Origin of the sequence: Clostridium sp. UBA5712 (assembly GCF_002419845.1) — a bacterium.
Classification (GTDB): Bacteria; Bacillota; Clostridia; order Clostridiales; family Clostridiaceae; genus Clostridium_J; species Clostridium_J sulfidigenes.
In genome coordinates this window covers 203,298-217,361 of record NZ_DIGW01000016.1, presented here as the reverse complement: position 1 = coordinate 217,361, position 14,064 = coordinate 203,298, and the positions used below count along the sequence as shown (strand labels likewise).

The following is a 14,064-nucleotide window of genomic DNA, read 5'->3' as shown; positions in this document are numbered from 1 at the left end:
GGCATATATGTTTGTAAATCTTTTTAATATTTAATTAATTCTTTTTATTACATATTGTTTATATTTTTCATATTATATCCTCATAAAAAATAGTTAACTAAAGTAATTTATACTTCTTAAGTTTGTATTGAAGATTTTGCCTTGATATTTTTAATTCCTCTGAAGTTTTTGTTATGTTTTTATTGTTCTTTTTGTAGCTTTTTTCTATTATATTTTTTTCAAGACTATCTATATATTCATTTAAAGGGATATCTCCTCTAAATCCCTCTTCTGAAGTTACTTCTACTACAGAATTAATCTTATTACCAAAGCACTCCTTTGTTAATATTTCTCCATCTTCAACCATGTTCATAGCACTTTCTATATTATTCTTAAGTTCTCTTACGTTTCCAGGCCAACTATAGTTTAAAAATCCCTCCATAACATCTTCACTAATTCCTTTTACATTTCTATATAGAATACCATTATAATAGTTTATAAAAAAATCACATAACTGGCTTATATCTTCTTTACGTTCTCTAAGTGGTGGTATCATTACTTTAATTACACTCAATCTATAATAAAAATCTTTTCTAAGCTTTCCTTCTCTTATAAGTTTGTCTGCTTCCTCATTTATTGTTGCTATAATCCTTACATCTATATCAATAATCTTATTACTTCCTAGTGGTCTGATATATCCATCTTGGAGTACTCTTAATAATTTTGATTGCAAATAGGGATCCATAGAATTTATTTCATCAAGTAGAATAGTACCTCTATGAGCTTCTTCAAAAAGCCCTTTTTTATTTTCTGCTCCTGTAAAACTACCTTTAACCGTTCCAAAGAGCATTCCCTCTAACAGTGCACTTGGTATTGCTGCACAGTTAATAGCTATAAAGGGCTTGTCTCTTCTTATTCCTTCATAATGTATACCTTGTGCAAATAGTTCCTTACCGCATCCAGTTTCTCCATATATGAGTACTGAAGAATTAGATATACTAGCTCTTTTACTTTTTAAAATTTCTTCATTTAATACCTTACTACTTCCTATAATATCATTAAAGGTATAATAATTTTTCTTTGATTTACTTTTATTTTCTAACTGACATATAGTTTCATTTAATTTCTTTATTTGTGTCATATCTCTAGCTATCTCAATTACTGCTTCAACTTTTCCGTCTACCATTACTGGAATAGTAGAGTTTACACTGGTTATTATCTTACCTGCTCCATTACTATAGTTTTGTAAAGTATCTCTATAGGTGTGTCCACTTTTTAAACTTCCTAATATAGTTGAGTGTTCTATATCCCTAAGATACTCTTGAATTTCCTTTCCCATTACATCTTCACTTTTCATGCCTTCTATGTTTTCCATGGCATGATTATAATAGATGGTCTTTCCTTTACTATCAACTATGTGAATTCCTTCTTTTAAGTTACTAATTAGACTTTCTAATAATATATTTACATTATCCATAAAATCCCCCTTAGCTATCTCTTTAATTGACCCTAAACTTGAAAACAATATCATATTGAAAGTTGCCCTTGATTATTGTAACCTTATAATATTTGCCTATATAATAAATTTAACACAATATTGTAATATAATAAATTTATTATTCTAACAATTATACATTATCTTGTTTTTTGTTCTATAATATCTTTGATGAATGCTAATAATAAGATATTGTTAATATAACAAAGGAGTACCATTATGATTACTGATAATATAGTAAACTTGGCTGCAGAGGCCGGAAAAATAATGCTTGAAAATGGTGGTGAAACCTACAGAGTTGAACAAACAATAAATATGATATGTAAGTCTTATGGCATAGATAATGCGGAAAGCTTTGTATCTCCTACAGCAATAATCACCTCTACTATGGATGAAAACGGTAGGAATAGTACCATAATTAAGAGAATTACTTCTAGAGCCACAGATTTAGAAAAAGTAGCTTTAATTAATAACTTATCTCGACAAATACAAAGTCATCCTTTAACTTTAGATGAACTTAGAAAAGAATTGAAATATATACGCAGCTTTCCCAAATATTCTAACAGCATAAAAACTTTTTTTGCTGGAGTAACTACTGGTACATTTACCTTACTTTTTGGTGGTAGCTTTAGTGACTTCATTATAGCCTTTGGTGTAGGAATTTTAATTAATTTATTATCTTCTATGTTATCTCGTTTAAGCGTTAATGAATTTTTCATTAATGTGGCAGGTGGTGCTTTAGCAGCTATAATTGGACTTTTCTTCTCTTACATAAATCCCATATTTCATAAAGATGAAATAATTATTGGTTCAATTATGTTACTTGTTCCAGGCTTAGTTATAACTAACGCTATTCGTGATACCATAGCTGGAGATTTACTTTCAGGCCTTTCAAGAACTCTGGAAGCTATTATGATAGCTGGAGCCATTGCTATTGGAGCTGCTTTTAGTTTCAAAATATGGATGTCTATTATAGGAGGGATGTAAAATGTTTTTGCAAGTTATATATGCATTTATTGTTTCCTTAGGTTTTGGAGTTCTCTTTAATGTAAGGGATAAAAACTTGTTCTTTGCAGCCCTTGGAGGTGCCGTTGGATGGTTTTTTTACAGCCTTACTATGAACTTATCTGACTCTAGCATCTTAGCTATGCTTATAGCATCTATAAGCATCAGTATCTATGCTGAAATCTTCTCTAGAGTTTTAAAAAATCCTGTAACATTATTTTTAGTTTGCTCTCTTATTCCCTTAGTTCCTGGAAGTGGAATGTATTATACAGTTTTTGAAGCAGTTGAAGGTAATGTATTTGGTTCCTTAAATAATGGAATCGAAACTCTTTCTTTAGCAGGAGTTATAGCTGTTGGAATTATTTTAGTATCTACCTTGAGTAGATTGATGCAAAAATTAAAAATCAGAAGAAATCAACGTAAACTAGGAAATGTTGAGGAATAACAAAAGAGAAAAAACACATATAAACTGATGTGTTTTTTCTCTTTTATTACTCATACTTAATTCTTACTATTTTTTCTAATTACTCCATAAGTCTTCATTGTTCCATAGATTACAAAAGGCATCAGTACGATAGTTAAAATTATCTTATGTTTGTTAATGTCATGAGTCCTTTCATAACCATCTGAAACTATTTGTATTGAATCACAGTGAATATCCATATCACCACCATGTTCTTTGCAGGCTCTATTGAAAACACCAGTAATTCTTACTGAATCTCCAATCTTATGATAATTTCCATAAGATTTAATCATTTTCCCATCTGTAGTTTTTAAATAAATACCTATGGCAGAGGTTCCATCATTTATATTAACAAATGAATATTTGCCCCTTTCTAAAAGTTCACCAATAGCCTCACCTTGAATATTTATAATTTTAGAGTCATATTCCCAACCGTTATCAATAAGCTCACTTACAGAAGTTATAGCCTCACTAGCTAATACTGGAAATGAAGAAAAAATCGCTGTAATAATTACAATTAACATTATTTTTTGTATCTTACACATAACTTTTTAATTCCTCCTATAAAATACCCTATTAATGCAAATACTGAAATAAACTCTAATCTCCCTAGATACATAATAATTATATAACAAATCTTTAGTGGTATAGGCATGGTTATAGAAGTTACACCTATAGATAATCCAACATTTCCAGATATAGAAGCTGCCTCAAAAGCTGATTCTACAAGTGAGTAGCCATAATATGTTCCAAGTAACGTTGCAAAAATAAACATAGCAATATAACAAAGTATTATAAGCATTGATGATTTTACTAAATCATTATCTAAAATTATATCCTTAATGTGATGAACTTTTGTAGTTAAAATCTTTCTATCAGAACTAAGAACTCTTTTTATATCTGCAATTATTCCCTTAAAGATAATCCCCATCCTTAGTCCCTTAAATCCACCGGCTGTTGAACATGCACTTCCTCCAATAAGCATTGCAATTGTCATAATAAAAATTGCAAAATCTCCCCATTCGAATAATAGTTGCCTAGCATAAAGATTGCCAAATCCAGTGGTGGTATGTGCAGATAAGAGCTGATAAGCACCCTTTCTAAATAGGGAAACAGCATCTGTGTATACTCCTGTCTTTGATAAGAACATAACTAATAATCCTGCAAGAATAAAAGAAGTTATAAAAAAGCTTTGTGTTTCAACATTTTTGAAAATTTCCTTTCTCTTACCCTTTATAACTGCAAAATGAAGACCAAAATTTAATGAACCAATGATGAACAATACCATTGTAATTAATTCATATGAAAAACTATGATAATACAATATATTTTGAGACATTGGCGCAAATCCACCTGTACTCCAACTTGACGCAAATATAAATAGTCCATGCATGAATGAATTGGATGGTGATAACCCAATAAATAAACCATTAATCGTAAGTGCCACTGTACCAATTACTAAATATATTATACTAATTTTCCAAATGGCCTTGGTAGTTCCTTTAATATTAGGTAAAAGCCCAATATCTTTTCCTTCACCTACATACATCTTATATCCACCAGAAAAATTTTTAATTAGTATTGATAAAGCTAATACAACCATGCCCTGCCCACCTACAAATGTTAGTATATGTCTCCACATATTAAGTCCAAGGGACATATGATCTAGATCCTGCATAAGAAATACTCCAGTTGTAGTAAAACCACTCATAACATCGAAACAAGCATCTATATAAGATTTTGCATGTCCACTAAAAACATAGGGAAGGGCACATAAAAGCATTAGAATCAGCCATGAATATGATGCAATTATAAGACCGTGTTTCCATTCAATTTTGTTATTTTCTTTTTCGTCTTTTCCCGAAAAAATCAGTGAAAAGGCTATAGATAATCCAATAAATAGAGCAAGAATAAAATCTACAAGCGAACTCCACTCCTTATAAAAAACAGTTACGAAGATAGGTATAATCATTAATGAAATTGTTCCCAATATAATTATTCCAACATAATAATTTATGACTTTAAAGTCCTTTAAATATTTTTCACTCATTTAATCACCCTAAAAAACTCAAAATAAAAATTACTATTATATACATAGCTACAACTAGGATTTCAAATAATATTCCCTTAAAATAATCCGAATTTCTTACCATTACTACCATCTCCATAAATAGATTTTCTTAATTTATGAGATACACTGGTATTTGTTATCAATACAACAGTGTCCTCAAGTAAGATCTTTGTATGTCCCCTAGGATAGATAATCTCGTTGTTTCTTAAAATAGAAACTATTATACTATCATTCGGTAAAATTAAGCTTTTAATCTCCATATCTCTCCAGTAGGAATTTTTATCTATATAAGCTTCAATTATTACCATTTCTCCTCTATCTAAAGTTTTTACAATTTTAAAATTATCCTCTACAAGTTCATTTTCAATTAAAGTTGAAATAACTTCTGTACTACAAACAGTAGATGTTATACCTAATTTACTAAATAACTGTCTATTTTTAGGATTATTAATTCTTGCAATAGCACTTTTAATAGAGAAATTACGCTTGCTCATTTGGCAGATAATTAAATTTTCCTCATCTTTACCTGTAACTGCTGCAACAATAGTATTTGTTCCTTCTATAGCCTCTGATAATTCTTCTAAATTTGAACCATCACCACATATTACTTCAATATCTAGTTCATTAGATATTTTCTTACATATATCATAATTCTTTTCTATCAAAGTTATTAAACACCCAATGTTTAAGAGGTTTTTTATTAAGTAATACCCAACTTTACCTCCACCAATTACAACTGCTCGCATTTTATATCCTCCTTAATATTTCTAACAGCTAGTTTTATCGGATTAATTGTTCTAATGCCTAAGGAATTATAAATGTGGCCCCTATCATCATTAAATACTCTTCCAATTACAGTTGGAACCTTATAAATATTCTGTGCTATTTCACATGCAACAATATTTATATTATCGTTTTGAGTCAAAGCAAGTAGCACATCAGCTTCCTCAATACCTGCTTCTTCTAGTAAGTCAATATCAATTTCAACCCCATTTAATATCCTTCCATTAAACCCTGAACCTAGTTTATTCGTTTTCTCCTCATCCCTATCTATTACACATATATCATGGGATGTTTCAGCTAAATCTGCAGCTAATTTGCTTCCCATCTTGCCACATCCAATAATAATAATATACATATTTAAATTGCTCCTTTTTCTAAAAATTTATATAAAGTTTCTTTTGCATAACAATTAAAATCTATTACATCAAAAACTCCAATTGAAGCGAAAACATCTTTATTGTTTGAATTGTTAATTAATGTAATAACCTTTTTAGTTTCATAAAAAGTTTTACAAACCTTTGAAATATAGAAATTAAACTGATCTTTAGGTGTGATAATCACCACCACATCTGCTCTTTTTAATAAGTAATTATTAAATATATCGGAAGACGCGGGCGAAAGTTCTTGTGGTGAAATTACATTTGAGAAATCTAAGCTTAAACCTTCTAAACTTTCCTTATATCGATTAATAAATTTACTTTCACTTATAACAACAACAAACAAATTAAATTACCTCCTTACCTAATGGCTCAAAGAAATCTTGAAGATATAAATTTTTATTACCGTTGTTAGATATCTTTTCTAATGCTCTAAAATTATAAACAACTTGTACATTATCTAAAAATTTCAAATTATCTTCAATCATTAAATTTAAATAATCATCTTCTGTTATTATAAAAACATGTGATAACATTGCTTTCGATGACTTATCTAGTATCTGTTTCATATCAGTTATATTGACTTGATAATAATAAAGAAATTTATTCTTTATTTTAATTTCTTCTGGTGATTTATCATCAATCAAAAATACAATTTTTTCTTTACAAATAAGTGATTTAATTAAGTTGATACTTGAGTTATTGTAACCTATAATTAAGTTATACATAATACTACCTTCCTACGTAATTTTTACTACCTACTAATTCTAATCTTATTAGATATAAATATCAAAGTAAGCTAAAAGTACTATTAACAATTATCCATACTTCAGAAATTGGAGTTTTTAAATTAGCTTAATTAATCTTAGCTTTGCTATATTTTACTTTGCTTTACTATAAGAATTAACTTAAGGAGGAAAAACTATGGTTAAAACCTTAAATGGAAAACTATCACTTATTTATATTGTTATAATCCTAGCAATGTCATTGCTAGGATTAGTTTCAGTTAGAAATTTAATTACAATTTCAAATGATATAGATGGACTTTTAACTAACAATTATAAAAGTATTCAATCTGTTGAAAATATGAAAGATGCACTTTATAATCAACAACAGAGCTTATTTCTTTACATATCTGGCGATAAAAAAGAAGGCCTCGCTGAATATTCTAAAAATAACTCTTTATTTTTAGATAACTTTTACTTTGAAAAAAATAATATAACTGAAGATGGAGAAATGGAATATGTAAATAGTCTTGATACTTACTATCTTGAATATAGCCAGAATTTTTTTACCTTATCTGAAATCATTCAAAATAATGGTAAAGTATCAGGGTATAATTTTTTCTTCAATGAAATTAAAATTAATTATGATACAATTGTAAAGACTCTAGATAATATAAGTAGTCTAAATGAAACTATGATGATTAATTCAAAAACTAGAGTTGAAAATAAAACTAAAATTATAATAAATGCAACAATACTTTTTACTTTAGCTTCAATATTAATTTCATTTTTCTTATCAAGACATCTTCTTAAAAAGATATTATACCCATTAAATAATATCATTGATGCTATTAAAGATATAAAAACTAACTCTGCATATAAAGAATTGGAAATAACAACAAAAGATGAACTAGGAGAATTAGCAAATCAATTTAACTTAATGGCAAAAAGAATTGAAAGTTTTGAAAAAAGCACACTAGGTCAAATATTAAAAGAAAGAAATAATTCAAACTCCATATTAAGAAGCATAGATTCTCCAATGGTAGTTATTGATAAAGATTATAAAGTTACCATGGTTAACGAAAATTTTATTGATGCCTTTGATATTAGCGATGAAAAACCAGAAGGACGATATTTAACTCATTTGGTTAATGATAGAAGTTTTTTTTCAGTTATCTATGATATAACATTAAATAACTGTCAATGGGATTTTTTGAATATTATCACTCTAAAAAACAAAAATGGAGATATACTCTATTACAATATATCAATTAAAGAAATTAAAGAGGAAGATCTTCAAGTTGGCTATGTAATTTTATTAAAGGATGTAACACACTTAAAAGAAATAGAGCAAACTAGTAAGGATTTCTTTGCAACAATTTCACACGAATTTAAAACTCCATTAACTTCAATTATGATTGGTACAGGTCTACTAGAAAGTAGTAAATTAGGAGATTTAAGTTACGAACAAAGAAAAATATTAACCACTATTAAGGAAGATGGCGAAAGATTAAACTTACTTGTTTCAAATATGCTTTTATTATCGAAACTGGAATCTTCAACTGAGATTTATAATAAAGAGTATAATTCCATTGAGGATTTGATAAAAGCCTCAGTCTCTAGTAACAAAGGTATCGCAAATTATAGTGGAATTATTCTTGAATACAATGTAGATATAAATGTAAAACCGTTATCCTGTGACGGTGAAAAATTAGTATGGGTACTTAATAATTTAATAATAAATGCCATTAGACACTGCAAGGATGGCGATTTAATTTCTATACGAGGATTCTTAAAAGATAATAAATTAAATATAACTGTAACTGATACTGGTGTTGGAATTTTAAAGGATAATACTACAAAAATATTTGATAAATATACTCAATTAACTAATAAAGACATTAAAAATAATTCTGGTCTTGGTCTCTGGATATGTAAAGACATAATAGCTGCTCACAATGGTGAAATAACATGTGAAAGTGATTTAGGTGAAGGGGCAACATTTACAATTATTATTCCATATAATTAGGAGGTACTATGAAAAAAGCACTTGTAGTTGATGATACTAAAAATATAAGAAAATTATTAAAAACATCATTAGAGCTAAATGAATACATTGTCACTGAAGCTCTAAATGGATTAGAGGCATTAGAAATATTATCTAGAGAACCCTTTGATTTAATCTTTTTAGATATCAAAATGCCAACATTAAGTGGCACTGAAGTATTGAAAAGAATTAGGGAAGATGGAATATTTTCTACGGTAATAATTATGACAGCTTTCCCAACAGTTAAAAATGCTGTTGATTGTACTAAATTGGGAGCTGTTGAATATTTACTTAAGCCATTTACTACAGACAAAATTAATTCACTAATCTATAGATTAAATAATCTTACTGAAGACACAAAGATTCTTGAAAACATAATAAAGGGAGTATCAAAATTAATGTATCTAAAAAAATATGACGATTCAATACTTCTATTAAATAAAGCATTATCTATCGATGCAACTAATTCTAATGTATATAAACTTCTTTCGGAATGTTATGAAGGTCTAGGTGATAACGCTAATAGAGATAAATTTTTAGATTGCTATACCACCTTTAAGAAGTAGTTGCTATAAAATCACAATACTTAGGTATTTAATAACTATTATGCAAATTCGCTATAATTATGTAGTTAGTTTAATTTATACGTATACTCTTTTATTCAATAGACTTATAATTTTTTTACCTATTCTATTATTTATATTCCCTGCAGTGTTTCACTTTCTTCTTAACTTTTTTAATAATATCCATGGATGTAAAAAAAAGAGTAAATACAAAGTATTTACTCTTTAATATTAAAACTATTGATACCCACTGTGCCGTATTCATGATGTATTTGAACCCTGTCTACCAGGGGTGGAATCGCCTCACTACTTCTGGTACCGACTATAAAATAGTCAGTCAACACTCCATAATGAGAACATCAGCCACAACGTTTAAATGTTGGCTCAACATAAACCATTTCCACGCACACAGCAGAATATTCTTTAGTATTATTATATAGCAATTGTAATTAAATTGCAATTGTAAAATAAATATTAATCACTAAGTATCAATAGTTTTATGAAGTTATTATGTCCATATAACTTATTATTATTCTCTATAATAATAAAATCTTCTATTAAATTATTTTTCTACTTTACTAACTTCTATTCCTAAGTCAATTAATTGCTTTTTATCAACTACATTAGGTGCTTCACTCATTGGACAATAAGCATTTTGATTTTTAGGGAAGGTAATAACGTCTTTTATGTTATTAGTTCCTGCAAGGAACATTACCATTCTATCTAAACCATATGCAAGTCCGCCATGTGGTGGTGGTCCATATTTGAATGCCTCTAATAAGAATCCAAATCTTTCCCACGCACTTTCATCAGTAAAGCCTAGAAGATTAAATATTCTTTGTTGAAGGTTTGTATCATGAATTCTTATACTTCCTCCACCAAGTTCTTCTCCATTTAATACTATATCATAAGCCTTAGCACGAGCTCTTCCTGGATCTGTTTCTAGAAGTTGTAAATCTTCATCCATAGGTGCTGTGAATGGATGGTGAAGAGCTACGAATCGCTTCTCTTCTTCGTCATATTCAAACATTGGGAATTCAGTAATCCATACAAAGTTAAAGTCTTTGTTTCCTTCTAAGATTCCAAGTTCCTTAGCAAGTTCTAATCTTAAAGCTCCAAGAGATTGAAGTACTACACTATCAACATCTGCAACTATTAAAACTAAATCTCCTACTTCTGCTCCAGCAGCACTTAGCAATTTAGCCATATCTTCTTCTGAGAAGAATTTAGCTATTGGAGATTTTATTTCTCCTTCTTTATAAGCTATCCAAGCAAGACCTTTTGCTTTATAAGTTTTAACAAACTCACCTAGTTTATCAATTTTCTTTCTACCCATGTCTGCACAGTTTTTAGCTACAATAGCTCTTACTGAACCACCATTTTCAATGGCTCCTTTAAACACAGCAAAATCTGTACCTCTTACTGCTTCAGTAATATTTTGTATCTCCATACCAAATCTTAAATCTGGCTTGTCACTACCATATTTATTCATAGCTTCTGCATAAGGCATTCTCTTTATTGGAAGTTGTACATCTACATCTATAACTTCTTTAAATACTCTTTTTAAAAGACCTTCATTTAGGGCTATGATATCCTCCATTTCAACAAAGCTCATCTCTAAATCTATTTGCGTAAATTCTGGTTGTCTATTAGCTCTTAAGTCTTCATCCCTAAAACATTTAACTATTTGAAAATACTTATCATATCCAGAAACCATTAATAATTGCTTAAATATTTGCGGAGATTGAGGTAATGCATAAAACATTCCTGGGTAATTTCTACTAGGCACTAAGTAATCTCTAGCTCCTTCTGGAGTGCTCTTAGTAAGCATTGGTGTTTCCATTTCTAAGAATCCATTTTCATCTAGATAATCTCTTACTACTTTTCCAGCTTTATGTCTAATCATTAATATTTTTTGCATATCTGGTCTTCTAAGATCTAAATATCTATATTTTAGTCTTATGTTTTCACCAGCATCTAAGTTTTCTTTAATATATATAGGTGGAGTTTCTGATTCTGAAAGTATTTTAATACTTTCCCCTTTAAGCTCTACCATTCCTGTTGGTAAATTTTTATTAGGAGATTCTCTTTTTATAACCTCTCCAGTAACAGCTATGCAGTACTCAGATTTAACTAAATCAGCTTTTTCAAAGGCTTCTTTATTTATTTCTTCACCAAATACAACTTGTAACAATCCAGTTCTGTCTCTTAAATCTACAAAAACTAAACTTCCTAAATTTCTTTTTCTTTGGACCCAACCCATAACAGTGATTTTTTCAGAGATATTTGATTCTCTTACTTCACCACACATAATGGTTCTTTTAAGTCCATTAAGTGATTCTCCCATTTAAATTCCTCCTATTTACTTATTAAGTCTAAAATATATTATAATATCATTACCCAAATGAATATTTCTTTAAAACCTATGTACATAATTGTTTTAATATAGAGTATTGAGTAATTCTATCTTTCTAGCTATCATCTCGTCTATTCTACTATTATACTCTTTTACATCCTTAACATTTGCAAATCTCTCTATTCGATTCTCATCTAGGAAAACAACCTTTGAAACTCCATCTGCTCCAAGAGCAATAATAGTTTGCTTTTCCTCTATCATCTGAATATTATATATACATATTTTTTCATCTCTACAATAGCCTACATTCTCCATGTTACCTACCATATTTTTTTGTCTATACATATAATACGGTTTCATATTTAAATCTAAAGAAAGATTTTTTGTAGCTTCATACATAGCATTTAACTCATGTTGATTAGGAATAGTAAACTTTCCCTTATTAACTAGATTTTCATGTAGTCTAGAGCCTCTTTTAATAGACATACCATGTATAGTTATGCTATCTGGATTTAGTTTAAGTATTTCTTCGCAACTTCTATTTATATGACTTAGCTCTTCTCCTGGGAGACCAACTATCATATCCATATTTATATTATCAAAGCCTAGACTTCGTGCTAGATTAAAGCAGTTTTCTACATCCTTACTACTATGATTTCTACCAATGTTTTTTAAAGTATCATCATTCATACTTTGAGGATTTATACTAATCCTATGAACCTTATATTTTTTCATAGATTGAAGTTTTCTTTCTGTTATACTATCTACTCTTCCACATTCTACAGTAAATTCTTTAACACCCTTACCTTCAACAAAGCACTTATATATCTTATTCATTATATCTTCAAATTCTTCATCATTTACAGAAGTAGGAGTACCTCCTCCAAAATAGACACTTTCAATAGTTAAATTCTTTTCAGATACATATTTACTTATAGCTTTTATTTCCTTGGTAATAGCATTAAGATAGTCTTTAACTAAAGCTGACTTTCCCCCTATAGGATTTGAGGTAAAAGAACAATAAACACATCTAGTTGGACAAAAGGGCATACCCACATATATACTTATAGTATCTTTATCTTTGTTAACTACACTTTTTTCGTACTTAGCTACATCAATACAAAGTTTTGTCTTCTCCTTGCTAGTTTCATGTCTATACTTAAATTCTTTTATTACCTCCTCTTCACTATATCCTTTTTCTAAAAGATCTAGTGCTTTTTTAGAAGGCCTTATCCCAACTAAAGTTCCCCATGGAAGAACTTTGCCAGTAATATTTCTAAGATATATGAATAAGGACTTTTTAACTTCCTCAGAAAGCTTATAATTTCTATTAATTTCATAATTAAAGAATCCTTCTGTTCCTCCAATTATAATACTTCCCGTTTCTTCATCTATATCTATAGATAAGTCAAATTCCTCATTTACAAATTCTATATTAATAAAACTATAAAATAGATTTATCATAAGAAAGACATCATATCTAAAATTCATATTGCTTAGCTTTACTTTTATAGACTTCATATCCTTTATCATATTTATCAAATCCTTATTTCAAATTACCTTCTTATAACCCAATATACAGTTTAATTTTACCTATAGAAATGGGTTTTCCATTCTTTCTTGGCCTATGGTACTACTTGGTCCATGACCTGGGTGAACTGCCACACTATCACTAAGAGGCATTAAATTATTTTTTATACTTGTTATAAGCTCATTGTGGTCTCCACCAGCTAAATCACTTCTGCCAACAGATCCCTTGAATAGAGTATCTCCAGTAAACACATTTCCATCTACTAAAAGACTTATTCCTCCTGGTGTATGTCCTGGTGTTGCTAAAACTTCTATTTTATAATTACCAAACTTTAATATATCACCATGTTTTAATAAAAGGTCTGCTCCACCTTCAATAAGTGGTCCATAATACATTATATTATTTAAAATCATATCATTATCTTCTTTAGCCATAGCTACAGTTGCTCCTGTTTCAGCCTTTAATCCATCTACCCCTGTAGTATGATCAAAGTGACCATGGGTTAATATGATATATTTAACCTTAGCTTCTAGTTGATTAAGAGCTTTACATACATCATCTATATCTCCACCCGGATCTAAAACTACAGCTTCCTTTGTTTCTTCATCAAATAATATATAACAGTTGGCAGCATAAACTCCTGCCATCATTCTTTTTATAATCATAATA

The 14,064-nt window shown here is 29.1% G+C and carries 14 protein-coding genes and 1 other RNA gene; 4 read left to right on the top strand and 11 right to left on the bottom strand.

Translation table 11 applies throughout. The annotated features are described in order from the left end of the window. Positions 1-97: 97 nt before the first annotated feature. On the bottom strand, positions 98-1,456 hold the full coding sequence (locus B3B03_RS15880) for a sigma-54 interaction domain-containing protein (protein WP_346877803.1): 1,359 nt from the start codon (positions 1,454-1,456) through the stop codon (positions 98-100). A gap of 237 nt (positions 1,457-1,693) precedes the next feature. On the opposite strand from B3B03_RS15880, the gene B3B03_RS15875 reads away from it, so the two are divergent. Together B3B03_RS15875 and B3B03_RS15870 are read left to right on the top strand one after the other, a co-directional pair. Further along, positions 1,694-2,461, top strand: a complete 768-nt coding sequence (locus B3B03_RS15875) for a threonine/serine exporter family protein (RefSeq protein ID WP_035134500.1) — start codon at positions 1,694-1,696, stop codon at positions 2,459-2,461. Between the two features lies 1 nt (position 2,462). Further along, positions 2,463-2,924, top strand: a complete 462-nt coding sequence (locus B3B03_RS15870; protein ID WP_346848669.1) for a threonine/serine exporter family protein — start codon at positions 2,463-2,465, stop codon at positions 2,922-2,924. 56 nt (positions 2,925-2,980) lie between these two features. Here B3B03_RS15870 and B3B03_RS15865 read toward each other — a convergent pair whose 3' ends face one another. The 6 genes from B3B03_RS15865 to B3B03_RS15840 form a co-directional block, all read right to left on the bottom strand. After that, on the bottom strand, positions 2,981-3,487 hold the full coding sequence (locus B3B03_RS15865) for a hypothetical protein (protein WP_346877802.1): 507 nt from the start codon (positions 3,485-3,487) through the stop codon (positions 2,981-2,983). After that, the gene (locus B3B03_RS15860) at positions 3,466-4,992 is read right to left on the bottom strand and encodes a TrkH family potassium uptake protein (protein ID WP_346877801.1); all 1,527 of its coding nucleotides are present in this window, start codon (positions 4,990-4,992) and stop codon (positions 3,466-3,468) included. Before B3B03_RS15860 ends, B3B03_RS15865 begins: the two co-directional genes overlap by 22 nt. Positions 4,993-5,069: 77 nt before the next feature. Further along, entirely contained in the window at positions 5,070-5,759 is a 690-nt protein-coding gene (locus B3B03_RS15855) for a TrkA family potassium uptake protein (protein ID WP_346877800.1), read from the bottom strand. Next, positions 5,744-6,151 carry an NAD-binding protein gene (locus B3B03_RS15850; protein WP_051824143.1) on the bottom strand — a complete coding sequence of 136 codons (408 nt, stop codon included), beginning with the start codon at positions 6,149-6,151 and terminating at the stop codon, positions 5,744-5,746. The genes B3B03_RS15855 and B3B03_RS15850 overlap by 16 nt, the downstream gene beginning before the upstream one ends. Positions 6,152-6,153: 2 nt before the next feature. Continuing rightward, a complete protein-coding gene (locus B3B03_RS15845; RefSeq protein WP_346877799.1) occupies positions 6,154-6,519 on the bottom strand; it encodes an NAD-binding protein in 366 nt (121 codons plus the stop codon). 1 nt (position 6,520) lies between these two features. Next, positions 6,521-6,901: a hypothetical protein gene (locus B3B03_RS15840; RefSeq protein ID WP_346848664.1), complete on the bottom strand. Its 381-nt coding sequence runs from the start codon at positions 6,899-6,901 to the stop codon at positions 6,521-6,523. Positions 6,902-7,097: 196 nt separating this feature from the next. Between B3B03_RS15840 and B3B03_RS15835 the strand changes: the two genes are divergently transcribed. Continuing rightward, positions 7,098-8,927 carry a sensor histidine kinase gene (locus tag B3B03_RS15835; protein ID WP_346848663.1) on the top strand — a complete coding sequence of 610 codons (1,830 nt, stop codon included), beginning with the start codon at positions 7,098-7,100 and terminating at the stop codon, positions 8,925-8,927. A gap of 8 nt (positions 8,928-8,935) precedes the next feature. Continuing rightward, positions 8,936-9,511 carry a response regulator gene (locus tag B3B03_RS15830; RefSeq protein WP_035134488.1) on the top strand — a complete coding sequence of 192 codons (576 nt, stop codon included), beginning with the start codon at positions 8,936-8,938 and terminating at the stop codon, positions 9,509-9,511. A 238-nt stretch (positions 9,512-9,749) separates the two neighbouring features. Here the strand turns inward: B3B03_RS15830 and ssrS are convergent. The 4 genes from ssrS to B3B03_RS15810 form a co-directional block, all read right to left on the bottom strand. Beyond that, positions 9,750-9,929: non-coding RNA, 6S RNA (ssrS, locus tag B3B03_RS15825), on the bottom strand. Between the two features lie 141 nt (positions 9,930-10,070). Beyond that, entirely contained in the window at positions 10,071-11,855 is a 1,785-nt protein-coding gene (gene aspS / locus B3B03_RS15820) for an aspartate--tRNA ligase (protein WP_346877798.1), read from the bottom strand. A 93-nt stretch (positions 11,856-11,948) separates the two neighbouring features. Then, positions 11,949-13,397: a coproporphyrinogen III oxidase gene (locus B3B03_RS15815; RefSeq protein ID WP_346877797.1), complete on the bottom strand. Its 1,449-nt coding sequence runs from the start codon at positions 13,395-13,397 to the stop codon at positions 11,949-11,951. A gap of 60 nt (positions 13,398-13,457) precedes the next feature. After that, a complete protein-coding gene (locus tag B3B03_RS15810; RefSeq protein ID WP_346848659.1) occupies positions 13,458-14,060 on the bottom strand; it encodes an MBL fold metallo-hydrolase in 603 nt (200 codons plus the stop codon). Positions 14,061-14,064: the final 4 nt, after the last annotated feature.

What these genes read in the sequence shown, in the direction of transcription:
- B3B03_RS15875 (WP_035134500.1), top strand. Translation starts at nt 1,694, where the DNA reads ATGATTACTGATAATATAGTAAACTTGGCTGCAGAGGCCGGAAAAATA.
- B3B03_RS15850 (WP_051824143.1), bottom strand. Translation starts at nt 6,151, where the DNA reads ATGTATATTATTATTATTGGATGTGGCAAGATGGGAAGCAAATTAGCT.
- B3B03_RS15865 (WP_346877802.1), bottom strand. Translation starts at nt 3,487, where the DNA reads ATGTGTAAGATACAAAAAATAATGTTAATTGTAATTATTACAGCGATT.
- B3B03_RS15815 (WP_346877797.1), bottom strand. Translation starts at nt 13,397, where the DNA reads ATGATAAAGGATATGAAGTCTATAAAAGTAAAGCTAAGCAATATGAAT.
- B3B03_RS15830 (WP_035134488.1), top strand. Translation starts at nt 8,936, where the DNA reads ATGAAAAAAGCACTTGTAGTTGATGATACTAAAAATATAAGAAAATTA.
- B3B03_RS15835 (WP_346848663.1), top strand. Translation starts at nt 7,098, where the DNA reads ATGGTTAAAACCTTAAATGGAAAACTATCACTTATTTATATTGTTATA.
- B3B03_RS15870 (WP_346848669.1), top strand. Translation starts at nt 2,463, where the DNA reads ATGTTTTTGCAAGTTATATATGCATTTATTGTTTCCTTAGGTTTTGGA.
- B3B03_RS15860 (WP_346877801.1), bottom strand. Translation starts at nt 4,992, where the DNA reads ATGAGTGAAAAATATTTAAAGGACTTTAAAGTCATAAATTATTATGTT.
- B3B03_RS15840 (WP_346848664.1), bottom strand. Translation starts at nt 6,901, where the DNA reads ATGTATAACTTAATTATAGGTTACAATAACTCAAGTATCAACTTAATT.
- aspS (WP_346877798.1), bottom strand. Translation starts at nt 11,855, where the DNA reads ATGGGAGAATCACTTAATGGACTTAAAAGAACCATTATGTGTGGTGAA.
- B3B03_RS15880 (WP_346877803.1), bottom strand. Translation starts at nt 1,456, where the DNA reads ATGGATAATGTAAATATATTATTAGAAAGTCTAATTAGTAACTTAAAA.
- B3B03_RS15855 (WP_346877800.1), bottom strand. Translation starts at nt 5,759, where the DNA reads ATGCGAGCAGTTGTAATTGGTGGAGGTAAAGTTGGGTATTACTTAATA.
- B3B03_RS15810 (WP_346848659.1), bottom strand. Translation starts at nt 14,060, where the DNA reads ATGATTATAAAAAGAATGATGGCAGGAGTTTATGCTGCCAACTGTTAT.